The 15,125-nt window shown below is 73.6% G+C and carries 15 protein-coding genes; 2 read left to right on the top strand and 13 right to left on the bottom strand.

What is annotated here, in order from left to right; translation table 11 throughout:
- Window positions 1-100: 100 nt before the first annotated feature.
- The 11 genes from B0I28_RS15075 to B0I28_RS15025 all read right to left on the bottom strand — a co-directional run bounded on the left by B0I28_RS15075 (window position 101) and on the right by B0I28_RS15025 (window position 9,093).
- Window positions 101-1,519 carry an RsmB/NOP family class I SAM-dependent RNA methyltransferase gene (locus B0I28_RS15075; protein ID WP_106364654.1) on the bottom strand — a complete coding sequence of 473 codons (1,419 nt, stop codon included), beginning with the start codon at window positions 1,517-1,519 and terminating at the stop codon, window positions 101-103.
- Window positions 1,480-2,400 (bottom strand): methionyl-tRNA formyltransferase, encoded by a 921-nt coding sequence (gene fmt / locus B0I28_RS15070; RefSeq protein ID WP_106364653.1) that lies wholly within the window; start codon window positions 2,398-2,400, stop codon window positions 1,480-1,482. Before fmt ends, B0I28_RS15075 begins: the two co-directional genes overlap by 40 nt.
- Window positions 2,397-2,948 (bottom strand): peptide deformylase, encoded by a 552-nt coding sequence (gene def / locus B0I28_RS15065; RefSeq protein WP_106364793.1) that lies wholly within the window; start codon window positions 2,946-2,948, stop codon window positions 2,397-2,399. Before def ends, fmt begins: the two co-directional genes overlap by 4 nt.
- 211 nt (window positions 2,949-3,159) lie before the next feature.
- Window positions 3,160-3,873, bottom strand: a complete 714-nt coding sequence (locus tag B0I28_RS15060; RefSeq protein ID WP_106364652.1) for a hypothetical protein — start codon at window positions 3,871-3,873, stop codon at window positions 3,160-3,162.
- Between the two features lie 8 nt (window positions 3,874-3,881).
- Entirely contained in the window at window positions 3,882-4,565 is a 684-nt protein-coding gene (locus B0I28_RS15055; RefSeq protein WP_106364651.1) for a hypothetical protein, read from the bottom strand.
- Between the two features lie 2 nt (window positions 4,566-4,567).
- Window positions 4,568-5,317 (bottom strand): hypothetical protein, encoded by a 750-nt coding sequence (locus tag B0I28_RS15050; protein WP_106364650.1) that lies wholly within the window; start codon window positions 5,315-5,317, stop codon window positions 4,568-4,570.
- A gap of 4 nt (window positions 5,318-5,321) precedes the next feature.
- Complete coding sequence (locus B0I28_RS15045; protein WP_106364649.1) at window positions 5,322-6,194, bottom strand: ATP-binding cassette domain-containing protein; 873 nt, start codon at window positions 6,192-6,194, stop codon at window positions 5,322-5,324.
- Window positions 6,191-6,556, bottom strand: coding sequence for a GntR family transcriptional regulator (locus B0I28_RS15040; protein WP_106364648.1), 366 nt, complete (start codon window positions 6,554-6,556; stop codon window positions 6,191-6,193). The genes B0I28_RS15045 and B0I28_RS15040 overlap by 4 nt, the downstream gene beginning before the upstream one ends.
- A 102-nt stretch (window positions 6,557-6,658) precedes the next feature.
- A complete protein-coding gene (locus B0I28_RS15035; RefSeq protein WP_106364647.1) occupies window positions 6,659-7,300 on the bottom strand; it encodes a response regulator in 642 nt (213 codons plus the stop codon).
- Complete coding sequence (locus B0I28_RS15030) at window positions 7,297-8,526, bottom strand: sensor histidine kinase (RefSeq protein WP_146148113.1); 1,230 nt, start codon at window positions 8,524-8,526, stop codon at window positions 7,297-7,299. Before B0I28_RS15030 ends, B0I28_RS15035 begins: the two co-directional genes overlap by 4 nt.
- Before the next feature lie 87 nt (window positions 8,527-8,613).
- A complete protein-coding gene (locus B0I28_RS15025; RefSeq protein ID WP_106364645.1) occupies window positions 8,614-9,093 on the bottom strand; it encodes a VOC family protein in 480 nt (159 codons plus the stop codon).
- 109 nt (window positions 9,094-9,202) lie between these two features.
- Between B0I28_RS15025 and B0I28_RS15020 the strand changes: the two genes are divergently transcribed.
- Window positions 9,203-9,571 carry an iron chaperone gene (locus B0I28_RS15020; protein ID WP_106364644.1) on the top strand — a complete coding sequence of 123 codons (369 nt, stop codon included), beginning with the start codon at window positions 9,203-9,205 and terminating at the stop codon, window positions 9,569-9,571.
- Between the two features lie 8 nt (window positions 9,572-9,579).
- Here the strand turns inward: B0I28_RS15020 and B0I28_RS15015 are convergent, their stop codons facing one another.
- Window positions 9,580-11,184 carry a hypothetical protein gene (locus tag B0I28_RS15015; protein WP_106364643.1) on the bottom strand — a complete coding sequence of 535 codons (1,605 nt, stop codon included), beginning with the start codon at window positions 11,182-11,184 and terminating at the stop codon, window positions 9,580-9,582.
- A 136-nt stretch (window positions 11,185-11,320) separates the two neighbouring features.
- Between B0I28_RS15015 and B0I28_RS15010 the strand changes: the two genes are divergently transcribed.
- Window positions 11,321-13,834, top strand: coding sequence for an ATP-binding protein (locus B0I28_RS15010; protein ID WP_106364642.1), 2,514 nt, complete (start codon window positions 11,321-11,323; stop codon window positions 13,832-13,834).
- Here the strand turns inward: B0I28_RS15010 and B0I28_RS15005 are convergent.
- On the bottom strand, window positions 13,831-15,093 hold the full coding sequence (locus B0I28_RS15005; protein ID WP_106364641.1) for an MFS transporter: 1,263 nt from the start codon (window positions 15,091-15,093) through the stop codon (window positions 13,831-13,833). The genes B0I28_RS15010 and B0I28_RS15005 overlap by 4 nt on opposite strands.
- Window positions 15,094-15,125 lie beyond the last annotated feature (32 nt).

Raw genomic sequence — 15,125 nt, 5'->3', positions numbered from 1 at the left:
ACTTATGTCAATGTATGGTAGCGCTACCAATCATCGGACTTCTGTCACCCCACCCGTCAAAAGGGCAGGGCGGAGCCCCGGGAGCGGTCGAACTGGGAAGTTACCGGTTGCCGGTCTTGCGCAGCAGCGCCATGAACATCGCGTCGGTGCCGTGCCGGTGCGGCCACAGCTGAACGAAATCGCCGCGCGTCGAATCCGGGACGCGGCCGGTGAGCCACTCGGGCCGCACCAGCTCCGCTCCCCCGGCCTTGAGCACCGACTCCACGGCCTCCGAGGTCTCGTCGAGCACCGGCGAGCACGTCACGTACGCGACCAGGCCCCCCTTGCGCGCCAACCGGAGTCCCGCCGCCAGCAGCTCCCGCTGGAGCGGCACCAGGGCGTCCAGGTCGGACCGCTGCTTGCGCCAGCGCGCCTCCGGGCGGCGGCGCAGCGCGCCCAGTCCCGAGCACGGGGCGTCCACCAGGACGCGGTCGGCGGTGTTCGGCTCGCCGAAGAGGCGGCCGTCGCCGGTGTGGACGGTGACCGGGAGTCCCTTGGCGGCCTTGGCGACCAGTTCGGCCCGGTGGGGCTGGACCTCGACGGCGTCGAGGTGCGCGCCGCGCTGCGCGGCGAGCGCGCCGAGCAGCCCGGTCTTGCCGCCGGGCCCGGCGCACAGGTCGATCCAGGCCTTGTCCGGGCCGTCCAGCGGCGCTTCGGCGAGCGCGACGGCGACGAGCTGCGAGCCCTCGTCCTGGACGTGCGCGAGGCCGGTGGCGACGGACTTGACGCGGCCGGGGTCGCCGCCAGGCAGGTACACCGCGTACGGCGAGAACTGCCCGTGGAGGCCGCCGCGGGTCTCGCGGGACAGGTCGCCCTTGGTGATGCGGCCGGGCTTGGCGCACAGGTGGACCGGGGGCGCGACGTTGTCGGCGGCGAGCGCCGGGGCGAGTTCGTCCGGCCCCAGGACGGCTTCGAATTCGCGGGCGATCCACTCGGGGTGGGCGTGGCGCAGCGAGAGGTCGCGGAGGCGGTCGCCGGTGGCGAGCTGCTCGCACCACTGGTCGAGGTCCTTGGCGGCGACCTTGCGCAGGACGGCGTTGGCGAGCCCGGAGACGCGGGGGCTGACGGCGGCCTTGACGAGGCTGACGGTGGTGGCGACGGCCGCGTGCGCGGGCACGCGCATGTACAGGAGCTGGTAGGCGCCCAGGCAGAGCGCGTCGAGGAGGTCCTGCTGGAGTTCGCGCACGTCGCGTCCGGAGGCGGCGGCGAGGATCTGCTCCAGGGTGCCGAGGCTGCGGAGGGTCCCGTAGGTGAGCTCGGTGATGAGCCCGGCGTCGCGGCCGGTGTGGCCGGTCTCGTGGATCATGCGGGGCAGCACGATGTTGGCGTAGGCGTTGTCGGCGGTGACGGCGCGGATCGCGTCGAAGGCGATGCGGCGCGGGTTGACGGTGGGGCGCGGGGCGTCCTCGTCGCGGCGCCTGCGGCGGCTGCGGTTCTCGCTCATGCGAACCTCGGGGCGGTCTGGAGGCCGCGGCCCCATGCGGCGGCGTCCATGGGCTTCTTCCCGGCGGGCTGGACCTGGCCGAGCCGGACGGGCTCGGTGGCGGTGCCGACATGCACGTGGTGCTTGGCGATGGCGACCTCTCCCGGTTCGAGCCTCGGCCCCTCGGGGTCGGGGACGACGGGGCCGAGGCGCAGGCGCTGGCCGTCGAGGTCGGTCCAGGCGCCCGGGGCGGGGGTGACGGCGCGGACGCGGCGGTCGACGGCGAACGCGGGGTCGCTCCAGCGGACGCGGGCGTCGTCGACGGTGATCTTGGGGGCGTGGGAGACGCCGTCCTCGTCCTGCGGGACGGCGATGAGCGCCCCGGCGCCGATGCCGTCCACGACGTCGACGGTGAGGCGGGCGCCCGCGACGGCGAGGCGGTCGAGGAGGTCGCCGGAGGTGTCGCGGGGGCCGATGGGCTCGGTGAGGCGGCCGTAGACGGGGCCGGTGTCGAGGCCCGGTTCGAGCTGGAAGACGCAGGCGCCGGTCATGGCGTCGCCGTTGAGGACCGCGTGCTGGACGGGGGCGGCGCCGCGCCACGCGGGCAGGAGCGAGAAGTGCAGGTTGATCCAGCCGAGGCGCGGGATCGCGAGCGCCGCGGGCGGGACGAGCGCGCCGTAGGCGACGACGGGGACGACGTCGGCGGCGAGGTCGGCGAGGCGCTCCAGGAACTCGGGCTCACGGGGCTTGGCGGGGGTGAGGACTTCGATGCCGTGCTCGTCGGCCCAGGCGGCGACGGGCGAGCGGTGGAGCCTGCGGCCGCGGCCGGTGGGGGCGTCGGGACGGGTCAGGACGGCCACGACGTCGTGGGCGGACGCGTGGAGGGCCTCCAGGGTCGGCAGGGCGACCTCCGGGGTCCCGGCGAAGACGATCCTCATCGCTTGAAGAACACACCCTTGGAGTCGTGGGGGGTGACTTTGACTTTGACGTCTTCGTTGTACCAGTCCTGGGCCTGGATCTCGGTCATCGCGGCCTTGCGGCGCTCCGAGTCGAGGCGGTCGATGAAGATGATGCCGTCGAGGTGGTCGGTCTCGTGCTGGAGGCAGCGGGCCATGAGGCCGGTGCCGACGATCTGGAGGGGGTCGCCGTACTCGTTGAAGCCCTTGGCGACGACGTTCTGGCGGCGGATCGTGTCGAAGTAGAGGCCGGGCAGGGACAGGCAGCCCTCGGGGCCGTCCTGCTCCTCCTCGTCGGGGAATTCGAGGACGGGGTTGACGATGTGGCCGACGACGTCGTCGACGTCGAAGGAGAACACGCGCTTGCCGACGCCCAGCTGCGGGGCGGCGAGGCCGGCGCCGCCCTCGTCGCGCATGGTGTCGAGCAGGTCCTTGACGAGGTTCCGCAGTTCCTTGTCAAAGGTGTCGACTTCCTCCGCCGCGGTGCGCAGGACCGGGTCGCCGAAGATGCGGATGGGCTGGATCGACAATGTGCTGACCTTCCGGAGCGTGTACTGGCCGGTCACCAGTGTCCCACCCGCCCGGGGCCGCACGTGAGGGGTCGGGCGGCCGTGTGGCGCGTCTCGGCGGGACCGGCGGGGTGCCGGTGGCGAGGAGCAGCCCCGCGACGACGCCCGCCGCGATGCACGCGGCGACCACGAGCACCGGGAACGGGACGTCGGCGAGGAGGAGGCCCATGGCTCAGCCGCCCCGCTTGGGCACGGGCACGGACCGCAGGACCAGCACGAGCGCGGCCACGAGGGCGGCGACGAACGCGATGCCGGACCCGGCCCAGGCGGCGGCCCGCCAGGTGAACGCGTCCACGGTGTACCCGAACATCTCCAGCGACAGCGTCCCGGCGATGAGCAGGGCAGGGAACAGCAGGAACAGGACGACGACGAACGCGCCCTCCTTGCCGATCCGGGCGGCCGCAGCGGTGACGAGGGCCCCGGCGAAGAAGTACGCGGGGGCGATGAGGAGGTACCTGGCGCCCTTTTCGAGGACTTCGCCCCAGGTGTCGGCGGGTTGGCCGACGAGGCCGAGCATGAGGTGCTCGGCGGCGAAGCCGGTGAGCGCGAGGGCGGCGAGCCCGGCGGAGGCGAGCGCCCCGAAGACGAGGAACGCGGCGGTGATCTCGCGGCGGGTGACGCCGCGGGAGATGAGGCCGGGCAGGGAGGTGTGGAGGTACATGCCGCCGGTGATCGCGGCGAACCACTGGAGGACCGAGATGGTGGCGGTCCACGCGCCCGCGTTCGCGCCCCAGACGGCGTGGATGACGGGTCCGCCGAGGACGGCGAGCGCGAGGGCCGCGATGAGCCACCAGCGGAGCCAGCGGACGGCGGTGGTGAACATGCGCGCGCCGAGCCGGTAGCGGCGTCGGCCGAGTGCGGCGGCCGGATGGTCGATGACGGTCATGGTGCGGCTCATTTCGATCGGACGGGAACGGTGCGGAGCGTCGCGGCCAGGGCCGCGACGAGGACGGCGGTGACGGCGAGGCAGGTCCCGGCCCACGCGGCGAGGTCGGCGCCGCCGCGGTGGACCGCGAACTCCAGGACGAGGACGCCGGCGTACTGCCCGGCGGCCGCGACGAGGACGGTGAGGGTGAACCAGGCGCGGCCCGCGAAGCGGAGCGCCCCGGCGGCGATGAGGGCGCCGGTGAAGCAGTAGATCGGGGTGATGAGCAGGTACCTGGCGCCGTTCGCGAGCGTCTCGCCCCAGGTGCCGAAGGCGTTCCCCGACGCGGCGAGGAGGGCGTGCTCGGCGGCGAACCCGGCGGTGACGACGGCCGCCGTGGCGACCGAGGCGAGCGCGCCGAACATGAGGAACGCGGCCGTCAGCTCGCGGCGGGTGACGCCGCGGCCGATCGTCGCGGGCAGGTTCGCGTACAGCCAGCGGCCCGCGGCGGCGGCCACGAACCACTGGAAGACGGTGGCGGTGATCGCCCACAGGCCGGTCTCGATCGCGCCGATGAGCAGGATCGACAGGAACGGGGTGAGGACGATCCAGGCGAGGGCGAGCCAGCGGATCCCGCGGGCGGTGCCGATCGCGATGCCCAGGCCGAGGCGAAGGCGGCGCCCGGGGTGCGCGGCGTGGTGGACGGCGGTCATCGTCAGGCCTGCTTCGAGCGCAGCGGGACGTCGATGAGGAGCCGGCGGGCGGCGACCGCGAGGACGGCGGTGGCGAGGACGATCGCGGCGGCGAGCGGGCCGCGGCCCCACTCGTCGATGAACCTGCCGAGGAACCCGATCCAGCCGGGACCGACCGGCTCGGTGCTGTACAGGGCGACGTCGAGGCCGAACACGACCGGGAGGACCGGCACGAGCAGGAGCCATCCGGCGTGCTCCCACCGGTAGGAGGCGACGCCGATGACGGTGCCCGCGGCGAAGTAGGCGAGGAACAGCAGCGGGAGGTACGCGGCGAACGCGGCGGTGTCGGCGGCGGAGCCGATCGGCGCGATGCCGCTCGTGGCGTCGATGCCCTGGGACCAGCCGAACGCGCCGTAGTAGGCGCGCTCGGCGAACAGGCCCGCGAGGCCGACGGCGCCGAGGGCGAGGGACCACAGGACGCCGAAGACGCCCATGGCGGCGGCGAGTTCGCGCCTGGTGAGCCCGGCGGCGATCATCTGGGGCAGCAGGGTGAACACGAAGCCGCCGCCGACGAACGCGGTGAACCACTTGCCGGCGTTGACGGCGTAGTACCAGGCGGAGAGTTCAATGCCGGCGTACTGGGCGATGAGCAGCGGCACGGCGAAGCAGAGGACGGCCGCGGCGAGCATCCAGTACTTGAAGTAGTTGAGCGCGGCGCCGGCGAGCCCGGCGCCGAGCCCGTAGCGGCGCGTGGCGAGTGCGGGGGCGGTCATCGCGTCAGGCTCCGTTCCGGTTCGGGTCGGTCAGGTGGATGAAGAGGTCCTGGAGGCCGACGGGGCCGATCTCGATTCCGGCCGCGGCGGCGCGCTCGCGCGTGTCGGCGTCGAGCGCCGAAGCCACGGTGATGCTCTTGGTGCCGCCGAGGCGCTGCTCGGCGAGGGCGTCGAGGCCGAGGGCGTCGACGGCCGCGGCGGGGCCGGTGAGGGTGGCGCCCATGCCCTGGAACGCCTCGATGTCGGCGTGCTGCAGGATGCGGCCGCGGTCGACGATGACGACCTCTTCGAGGTAGTTGGCGACCTCGTCGATGAGGTGGGTGGAGAGGACCACGGTGTGGGGCCGCTCCAGGTACTCGGCGAGGAGCTCCTTGTAGAACGCGTCGCGGGTGGGCGCGTCCATGCCGAGGTGGACCTCGTCGAACATGGTGAGATCGGCGCGGGCGGCGAGTCCGCAGACCGCGGCGAGGACGGAGCGCTTGCCGCGCGAGAGGGCGGAGACGCGCTTCTTCAGCGGCAGTTCGAAGCGGTCGGCGAGCTTGTAGGCGTACTCCGTGTCGAAGGAGGGCCGGATCGAGCCGGACTCGATGGTGGCCTTGACGGTCTCGGTGTCGTCGAAGTCGCCGCCTTCGCGGATGAGGGCGACGCGGGAGACGACCGAGGCGTTCTCCCACACCGGCTCGCCGCCGACGAGGATCCGGCCGGTGGAGGGCTTGCGGAACGCGGCGACGAGGCTGAGCAGGCTCGTCTTGCCCGCGCCGTTGCGGCCGAGGAGGCCGTAGATCTTCCCGGCCTCCAGGTCGAGGTCGATCCCGGTGAGCGCGGCTTCGGCGCCGTATCGCAGGGACACGTCGCGGAGGGTGACGGACAGGCTCATTTCAGCACGCCTTCCTGAGCTTTGAGGTAGTCGATGATGTCGGTCAGGGGGATGCCGGCCTGGCGGGCCTCGCGGACCAGGGGGGCCAGGACGCGCTCGAAGAAGCGCTCGCGGAAGTCGGCGGCCAGCTTGTCGCGGGCGTCCTCGGCGACGAACATGCCGACGCCGCGCTGCTTGTAGAGGACGCCCTCGTCGACCAGCTCCCGGAACGCCTTCTGCGCCGTGGCCGGGTTGATCTGGTAGAACGCGGCGTACTGGTTGGTCGACATGACCTTGCCTCCCGGTTCGAGCGATCCGTTCATGATCTCGGCCTTGATCTGGTCGGCGATCTGCCGGTAGATCGGTGAGCCGTCATCGAACATCTCGCCTCCTTAGGGTTCGTTGGTTCAGAGGTTCATTACTTGACTAATGAACCATAGCACGAAGCGACCCGGGGCGCGAGGCCCCGGGTCCGCGTGCGGGAGCTAGACGAGGCCGCCTTCGTAGGCGGCGATGACGGCCTGGGTGCGGTCGCGCACCCCGAGCTTGGTGTAGACGCTGCTCAGGTGGGTCTTGACGGTCTCGCGGCCGAGGAACAGCTCGGCGGCGATCTCGGCATTGGACAGGCCGCGGGCGGCGAGGACGAGGACTTCGCGCTCGCGGTCGCTGAGGTCGCCGATGCCCTTGGGGGCCTTGCGGTCCGGAATGCTCGCGGCGAGGCGGCGCACGGCTTCGGGGAACAGGAGCGCGTCGGTGCGGGCGACGAGGCGGACGGCCGCGAGGAGGTCTTCGAGGCGGGTGCGCTTGAGCAGGAACCCGTCGGCGCCCGCGCGCAGGGCCTGCCACACGTAGTCGTCGTTGTCGAAGGTGGTGACGACGAGGATCTTCGGCGGGGCGGCGAGTTCGGCGGTGATGCGGGCCGTCGCCTCGATGCCGTCGACCTTGGGCATGCGCACGTCCATGAGCATGACGTCGGCTTTCCCCGAACGCGCGATGGCGACCGCGTCGATCCCGTCGGCGCCTTCGGCGACCACGTCGAGGTCGGGTTCGGCGCCGATGACGGCGGCGAACCCGGAGCGGATGAGGGCCTCGTCGTCGACGAGCGCGATGCGCAGCGGCGCGGTCATGCGGTCCCTTTCGGCAGTTCGACGCGGACGGTCCAGGTCCCGGCGTCCCAATCGGCCGCGGCGCTGCCGCCGAGGACGGCGGCGCGCTCGGCCATGCCGATGAGGCCGCGCCCGCCGGGGCGGGGCCGGGGCCTGCGCGCGGCGGGGCTCGCGACGGCGACCGCTACTCCGCCGTCGTCGATGTCGAGGTCCACGGCGGCGCGCGGCTCGTCGGCGTGGCGCAGCACGTTGGTGAGGGCCTCCTGGACGATCCGGTACGCCTCGCGGGAGGTCAAGCGGCCCAAGGATTCGCGGTCGCCCGTGACGCGGAGCTCGGTGCGCACGCCGGACTCGGCGGCGAGCGCTTCGAGGTCGGCGAGGTCCTTCTGCGGGCCGCGGGCGCCGTCGCGGTCCTCGCGGAGCGCGCCGATGACGGCGTCGAGCTCGGTAAGCGCGTCGCGCGCGGTCTCGCCGACCGCGGCCATGGCGGTCGCGGCGAACGCGGGGTCGGTGCCGATGAGCCGGGAGGCGGCCTCGGACTGGACCACGACCACCGACAGGGCGTGGCCGACGGAGTCGTGGAGTTCGCGGGCGATCCGGTTGCGGGCCGCGAGGCGCGCGGTCTCGGCGCGGGAGGCGGCGAGCCGGTCGGCCGCGCCCTGGCCGAGCAGGTGCGGCGCGAGGGCCCGCATCCCCGCGGCGACCGCGGCCACGAGGTAGGCGAGCGCGACGAGGAACGCCGGGCCGGTGAGCAGGCCCCAGTCGGTGAGCCAGCCGCCGTACACGCCGGAGGTGTCGAGGCCGGCCACGGCGCGGGCCCCGTTGGCCGCCAGGTAGACGGTGAAGGGCACGAGCGCGAGCGTGGCGCCTGAGAGGAGGCCGCCGACGACCGCGTGGAGGGTGAACCAGCAGCCGGTGCGCCAGCGCGTGTTCCAGGTGGCGTCGTCGGCGGGCGGGGCGAACTCGGCGCCGAGGAGGCGGCGGGCGGCGGTGCGCTCGACCTCCCGGTCGGGCAGCAGGAGCGAGACGGCGGCGACGAGGGGGACGACCGCGGCGAACACGCCCGGGTCGATGACGCCCTGGAACCCGGCGTCGGGGTGGCGCCAGTTGTAGAAGAGGGCCCCGACGATCATGAACGGCATCATGAGGGCGCCGCCCAGGACCAGCCAGACCCACCCGCGGTAGGTGGCCCCGGACCGGAGCGGGGCGAGGAGGCGCATGGGGCCATTGTGCCAGCGGACGTTCACGGGACCATCCTGGTCGGGGCCGTGGCCGGGCGCCTCCCTCGCGGGCGCGGGCCCGGTCCCCCGCGCGGGGGACCGGGGCGGCCGCCGCTACTCGCCCTCGTAGGCGTCCTTGAGGCCCTGGAGGTCGATCTTCTTCATGCCGTACATGGCCTTGACGGCCCGCTCGGCGCCGGCCTTGTCGGGCCCGCCGACGTACTTCTCGGCCTCGGTCGACCAGACCTGCCAGTTGACGCCCCACTTGTCGGCGATCCAGCCGCATTCGATCTCCCTGCCGCCGTTGGACAGGAACGCGTCCCAGAGGCGGTCGATCTCGGCCTGGTCGTCGCAGTTGACGAGCAGGGACATGGCGTGGTCGTGCTTGGCGGAGGCGTCGCCGTTGATGCCGGTGAACTGCTGGCCCGCCAGCTCCCAGTTGACGACCATGGCCTCCCCGGTCTTGCCGTGCGCGTCCTCGACGAAGGGGATGCTCCCGGTGATCTTCGCGTCGTCGAAGAGGGAGACGTAGAATTCGGCGGCCTCCTGCGCGGCGCCGTCGGTGTACCAGATGTTGGTGACGATCTTCTGCATGGTCGCATCCTCCAGAACGGGTCCGTGGCTGTAGGCCTACAGCCGATTGCACCAGTTGAGACGACCCGGCGAGGCCGGATTCATCGGTTCCGGCGGCTACATTGGGCGCATGGTGACCAGCAGCGCCGCGACCGTGGACGAGTACCTCGCGGCCCTCCCCGACGACCGCCGCCCCGTCATGGCCGCGATCCGGGACGTCTGCCGCGCCGAGCTCGCCGGGTTCACCGAGGCCATGGCCTACGGCATGCCCTGCTACCTGCGCGGCGGCGAAGCCGAGGTCGCTATCGCCTCCCAGAAGCGCCACATCGCGTTCTACCTCATGCGCACCGACGTCAAGGACGCCTTCACGGCCCGCCTCGCCGCCCACGACATGGGCAAAGGCTGCCTCCGCTTCTCCACCCCCGCCAAGGTCGACCTCGGCCTCATCAGGGACCTGGCCCGCGCGACGGCCGCCGCCCAGGGCCCGGTCTGCGACTAGCGCCCGCTTCAGGCGGCGCTGTCGAGGTGCTCGGTGGTCTCGTACACCTGGCCTTCGGCGTTCGTGTAGGGGTCGTCGTCGGCGGTCGCGGCCCGGCGGGTGTCCGCGGCCTCGGCCTCGGTGTCGAAGCCCTCGGCGGGCCGCCTGGTGCCGCCCTCGCTGCTGCGGAAGCGCTCCAGGACGTCGGTGAAGGCCTTGGAGACCTGCTTGTCGCTCTCCTCGTAGTCCTCGGCGGCCTTGGCGACCTGGTCGCGGGCGGTGTAGTACCGCGCCGCGGTCGTGCTGAGGAAGCCGCGGAACTCCTCGACCATCGCGAGCACGTCCTCATCCGGGGGCGTGGCGTGCCCTTCCCGGTCGGCGAAGTGGGCGGCGGCGGCCTGGACGGGCGCGAGCCGCCCGGGCAGCTCCTCGTAGGCGCCCGCGACGAGGCCGATCTTCTCGGCGAGCTCGATGAGCTTCGTGGTGTTCGCGCCGAAGCCCTTGCGGTCCCCCGCGGGCGTGCCGGTGGCGCGGTTCTCGGTCAGGTCGTACAGCTCCAGGTCGAACGAGCCCACGGCGTCGAGCTTCGAGCGGAGGTCGCCGGTGCCGGTCCTGTAGGCGATCTCCTTGGCGTCGATGAGGTCCCGGAGCTGGTCCATGTGCTGCGAGAGCGCTGTGACGATCGCGCGGTGGTCCCCGGTGTACCTGACCGCGTCGTGGGTCGGGAGCAGCTCCTCGCCGAGGAACGCGATGAAGTCGAAGACCTTGCCGACCACCTCGGCGGGCCCTTTGGTGAACGCGAGGACCTTCCCCAGGCCCTCCAGGACCACCCAGGGGTTGCCCTCCTGCACGGTCCCGGTCGCGCCCAGGGCGGTCGCGGCCTGATCGATGAGGTGGAGGGTGTCGCCGCGCCCCATCTGGATGATCCCCGACCGGTAGTTGACGAGCTTCGCGAGCTCGACCGCGAGGACGCGGTGATTGTCCAAGGTGGGCAGCGTCGACTGGAGGAACCCGCTCCTGAACCCGTCGGCGGCGAGCCCGGTCCATTCGACCCACCAGTTCTGGGAGGTGCCGTCCCCGTCGGACAGGTCGGCGACCCTCCCCGACAGGCTGCCGGCCCCGGCGGTCCGGCTCCCGTCCGGAGCCGGGCCTGCCGCCGCGATGACCTCGTAGAGCCCTTTGAGGGCGCCGTACGCCGCGTCGAGTGCGGGCAGCTCCTGGGCGTCGAACTTCGGGACCTTCTTCTCGATCGCGTCGCGCTCGGTCTTGGCCCAGCCGTGGACGGCCGTCATGACCTGCGGCAGCGGGCAGGTGATGCTCGCGGGCATCGTCGGCGGGGCGCTCGCGGGCATGCGGCCCTTGCACGAGGTCGGGGTCGCGGCGCCGTCGCCGCCCTGCCCCCAGGAGAGGTAGTCGCATTCGCTGCGGTGGAGGTCGACCTCGGGCCGCTTCAGGTACGGCCAGTCCAGCGTCGCGTCGGCGTTCTCGACGATGCCGGTGCGGATGTCCTGCTGGCGGAGGAACGACTCCGCGGCCTCCTTCTGCCACCGCTTGATGAGCGCCGCCCAGAAGCGGTCCAGCGCGGGCTTCACGTTCGCCGCCATGTGGTTCGGCCCGGGAATGTACGCGGCCACGGCGCACCGCCTTTCACAGCACAGGGGATCCGCATCGAGTGCATCACCGATCCCGGTGTGCGGCAAGGGGCCCGGGTGTCCCGGTCCGTCCGGGACGGGGACGGACGGGACTGTGGACGCTCGGTAGAATCGTGACGTGCGTCAATCCCTCGACGGCCTCGACCCCTCCTCGGCCGGCTCGGCGCCGCAGCTCGTCGCGCTGCTGCGGGAGCTGCGGGCGGCCTCCGGCCTGAGCATCCGGGAGGTGAGCCGCCGCGCCCGCGACCGCGGCGACTGGCTCCCCACGAGCACCCTCGCGGCGGTCCTCAACCGCGACGCGGTCCCCCGCGCCGAGGTCGTGGCCGCGCTCGTGCGCGCCTGCGGCGGCGACGAGGCCGCCGTCGAGACCTGGCTCGCGCAGTGCGCGCGCATCAGCGCCGCCGACGTCGCCGACACCGGGCAGGTCCCCCGCCAGCTCCCCGGCGCCCCGCACGCGTTCACCGGCCGCGAGCGCGAACTGCACCTCATCGACGAGCACCTCCAGGCCGCGTCCCCGCGCTCGGTCGTCCTCGCGGGCCCGGCCGGGATCGGCAAGACCGCGCTGGCCCTGCACTGGGCGCACCGGTCGCTCGACGCGTTCCCCGACGGGCAGCTGTACGTGGACCTGCGGGGCTTCTCCGGCACCGACCCGCTCGCGCCCGGCCCGGTCCTGCACCGGTTCCTGACCGCGCTCGGCACCGGCCCCGAGGAGGTGCCCGCGGACGGGGACGAGCGGGCCGCGATGTTCCGCTCGCTCCTGGGGCACCGGCGCGTCCTCGTCGTCCTCGACAACGCCCGCAGCCCCGAGCAGCTGCGCGACCTCCTCCCCGGCACCGGAGGCTCCACGGCGCTCATCACCGCCCGCACCGACCTGTTCGGCCTCACCGCGACGCACGGCGTCCCGCACCTGCGCCTCGCGCCGCTGACCCGCGAGGAGTCCATGGACCTCCTCGACGCGATGATCGGCCGCGGCCGCGTCGCCACCGACCCCGAGGCCGCCCGCGGCCTCGCCGCCGCCTGCGGCGACCTGCCGCTCGCACTCCGCCTGGCCGCGTGCCAGACCCTCGCCCACCCCGAGCAGACCATCGGCGAACTGCGCGACCGCATCGCCGAGGCGCCCTTGGCGAACCTCGACCTCCCCGGCGACGAGGCCGCGGGCCTGCGCGCCTGCCTCGACCTCACCCGGGACCGCCTCGACGCCGCCGACCGGGACGCCCTCGACGCGATCGGCCTCCATCCCGCGACCGAGTTCGAGGCCGCCGGGATCGCCGCCCTCACCGGGACCTCCGTCCGCGACGCCGACGCGGCCCTGCACCGCCTCGCGGGCGTCCACCTGGCCGCGGCGACCGGCGACGGCCGCTGGAGCGTCCACGACCTCGTGCGCGCCTACGCCCGCGAGCACGCCGACGGGCACCCGCGCGAGGAGCGCGAAGCGGCCCTGGGCCGCCTCTACGACTGGCACCTCGCCGCGGTCGCCGGGACCTGGCAGGCGATCTTCGGCCTCGAACCCGAGGTCGTCCCCGCCTCCGACGTCCCCGTGCCGGTCTTCGACGGCCCGGAGGCCGCGCTCGCCTGGCTCGACCCGCGCCACAGCGCCCTCTGCGAGATGATCCGCCACGCCGCGGCCGGGCGCCGCGACTGGCACGCGGGCCGCCTCGCCCACGCCCTCTGGCGCTACCAGTACATCCGCGGCGTCCGCGGCGAGGCCGAGGCGTGCCTGCGCGTCGCCCTCGACGCCGACCGCCGGACCGGCGACCGCGCCCACGAGGTCAAGCTCCAGCGCCAGCTCGGCAACACCCTCAAGGCGCTCGGCCGCTTCGACGAGGCCGAGGGCGCGCTCGACCGGTCGCTGCGGCTGGCGACCGGGCTCGACGACGTGGAGGCCGCCGCACTCACCCTCATGGCCTTGGCGCAGCTGCACATCCAGCAGTGGCGCCTCGACGAGGCGCGCACCTGCGCGACCGAGGCCGCGCGGGTCTTCCGCGACCTCGGCGACGCCGACCGGGAGGTCAACGCCCTCGACGACGTCGCCCACGTCGACATGCTCGTGGGCAACGACGACGAGGCCCGCGCCGGGTTCGACCGCGCCGTCAAGACCTTCACCGACCGCGGTTGGACCCAGAACCTCGCCTCCGCGCTCGCGGGCCTCGCACGCCTGCGCCTGCGCGACGACGACGCCGACGGCGCCGCGGCTCTCCTCGCCGACGCCCTCGACGCGTACCGCCAGAGCGGCGACCCGCTCGGCGAGATCTACGTGCAGTCCCTCCAGGCCCTCGCGCACGCCCGGCTCGGCGACCGCGAGACCGCCGCCCGCCTCGCGGGCGGCACCGCCGAAGCCGCCCTCGCCACCTCCAGCCCCGAACTGGCGCTGGAGGTCCTCAACAACGCCGGGTTCGCGTTCGGCGCCGTCGGCGACGCCACCGCCGCCGAACGGGCCCACCGGGAAGCACTCGACCTCGCCGAGGCCCTCCCGGACCTGTACGAGCAGGCCCGCGCCCGCCACGGCATCGGCGACGCGCTCGCCGCCCGCGGCGAGGACGACGCGGCCCGGGCCGAGTGGACCCTGGCCCTGCGCCTCCACGAGAAGCTGGGAACGTACGGCAGAGCGGAGCTCGCCGAGCGGCTCAACTAGGCGAGGTCCCGCAGGTCGGCCCGGTCCGGCAGGTCCGAAACCGGGACCGGCCCCCGCTCCGCGACCGCGCTGCGGGCCGGGAACGCGTGCCTGCGCCCGGACACCGCGACGAGCAGGATCAGCACGCCCGCCGCGACCACGGTCCACGCCAGCGACAGCGGCCCGAACCGGACCAGCATCAGGCCGCCGAGGGCCCCGCCCGCGGCGGTCGCCGCGTTCCACAGCGTCACGACCAGCGCCTGCACGGTGTCCGCGGCCTTCGCGCCCGCCTGCCCGGCCGCGGTCTGGAGCAGGGTCGGCACGCCGCCGTGGCCGAGGCCCCACAGCGCGACCGCGACGTACACGAGCGCCGGGGCCTCCGCGAACACCGCGAGCGCGGCCGCCGCCGCACCGGTGAGGGCCGCCGCGGCGATCGTCAGGTGGCGCAGCCGCCGGTCGATGTGCGCGCCGGTGATCCAGATGCTCGCGATCGACGCGAGGCCGAACACGAGCAGCACCCGGTCGACCGCGCCGCCCATCCCGAACCGCTCCAGGAACGCCGCGATGTACGTGTACAGGACGTTGAACGCGATCACGTAGACCGCGATGACCGCCATGATCGCCGGGACGCCCGGGATCACCGCGGCCCTGAGCACCGGCGTCCGCGATTCGGCGCGCTGGCCCGGGAAGTCCGGGACCGCCAGGGCGATCCACACGATCGACAGCACCGCCAGGGCCGACATGACGCCGAACGACTCGCGCCATCCGAGGACCCCGCCGATGAACGTCCCCACCGGGACCCCGAGCGCCAGCGCCAGCGGGATGCCCGACATGACGATCGCGATCGCCCTGCCCTCCATGCCCTTCGGGGCCAGGCGCCGCGCGTACCCGACCATGAGCGCCCACGACAGGCCCGCGGCCGTGCCCGCCACGAAGCGGGCGGCCATGGTCAGGGCGTAGTCGTCGGAGAGCGCCGTGACGGTGTTCGCGGCGACGAACCCGGCCATCGCCGTCAGCAGCACCGGCCTGCGGCCCCAGCCGGCGGTCAGGGCCGACAGCGGGATCACCGTGAGGGCCGTGCCGATCGCGTACACGGTGACGGCCTGGCCCATCGCGGCCTCGCCCACGCCGAGGCCCGCGCGCATCCCGGGCAGCAGGCCCGCGGGCAGCGACTCGGTGATGACGGTGATGAACACGGCCGTGGACAGGGCCAGCAGCCCCGACAGGGGCAGCCGCTCCCGCCGTGGCGCCGCGGACCGGGAGAGGGTCGTTTCGCTCATGGGAAGAAGCGTCTAACCTTGACACTAATGTC

The organism is Glycomyces artemisiae, assembly GCF_003002955.1.
GTDB classification, from domain to species: domain Bacteria; phylum Actinomycetota; class Actinomycetes; order Mycobacteriales; family Micromonosporaceae; genus Glycomyces; species Glycomyces artemisiae.
The sequence above is the reverse complement of the archived record's forward strand: the minus strand, read 5'-3'. Positions and strand labels throughout refer to the sequence as shown.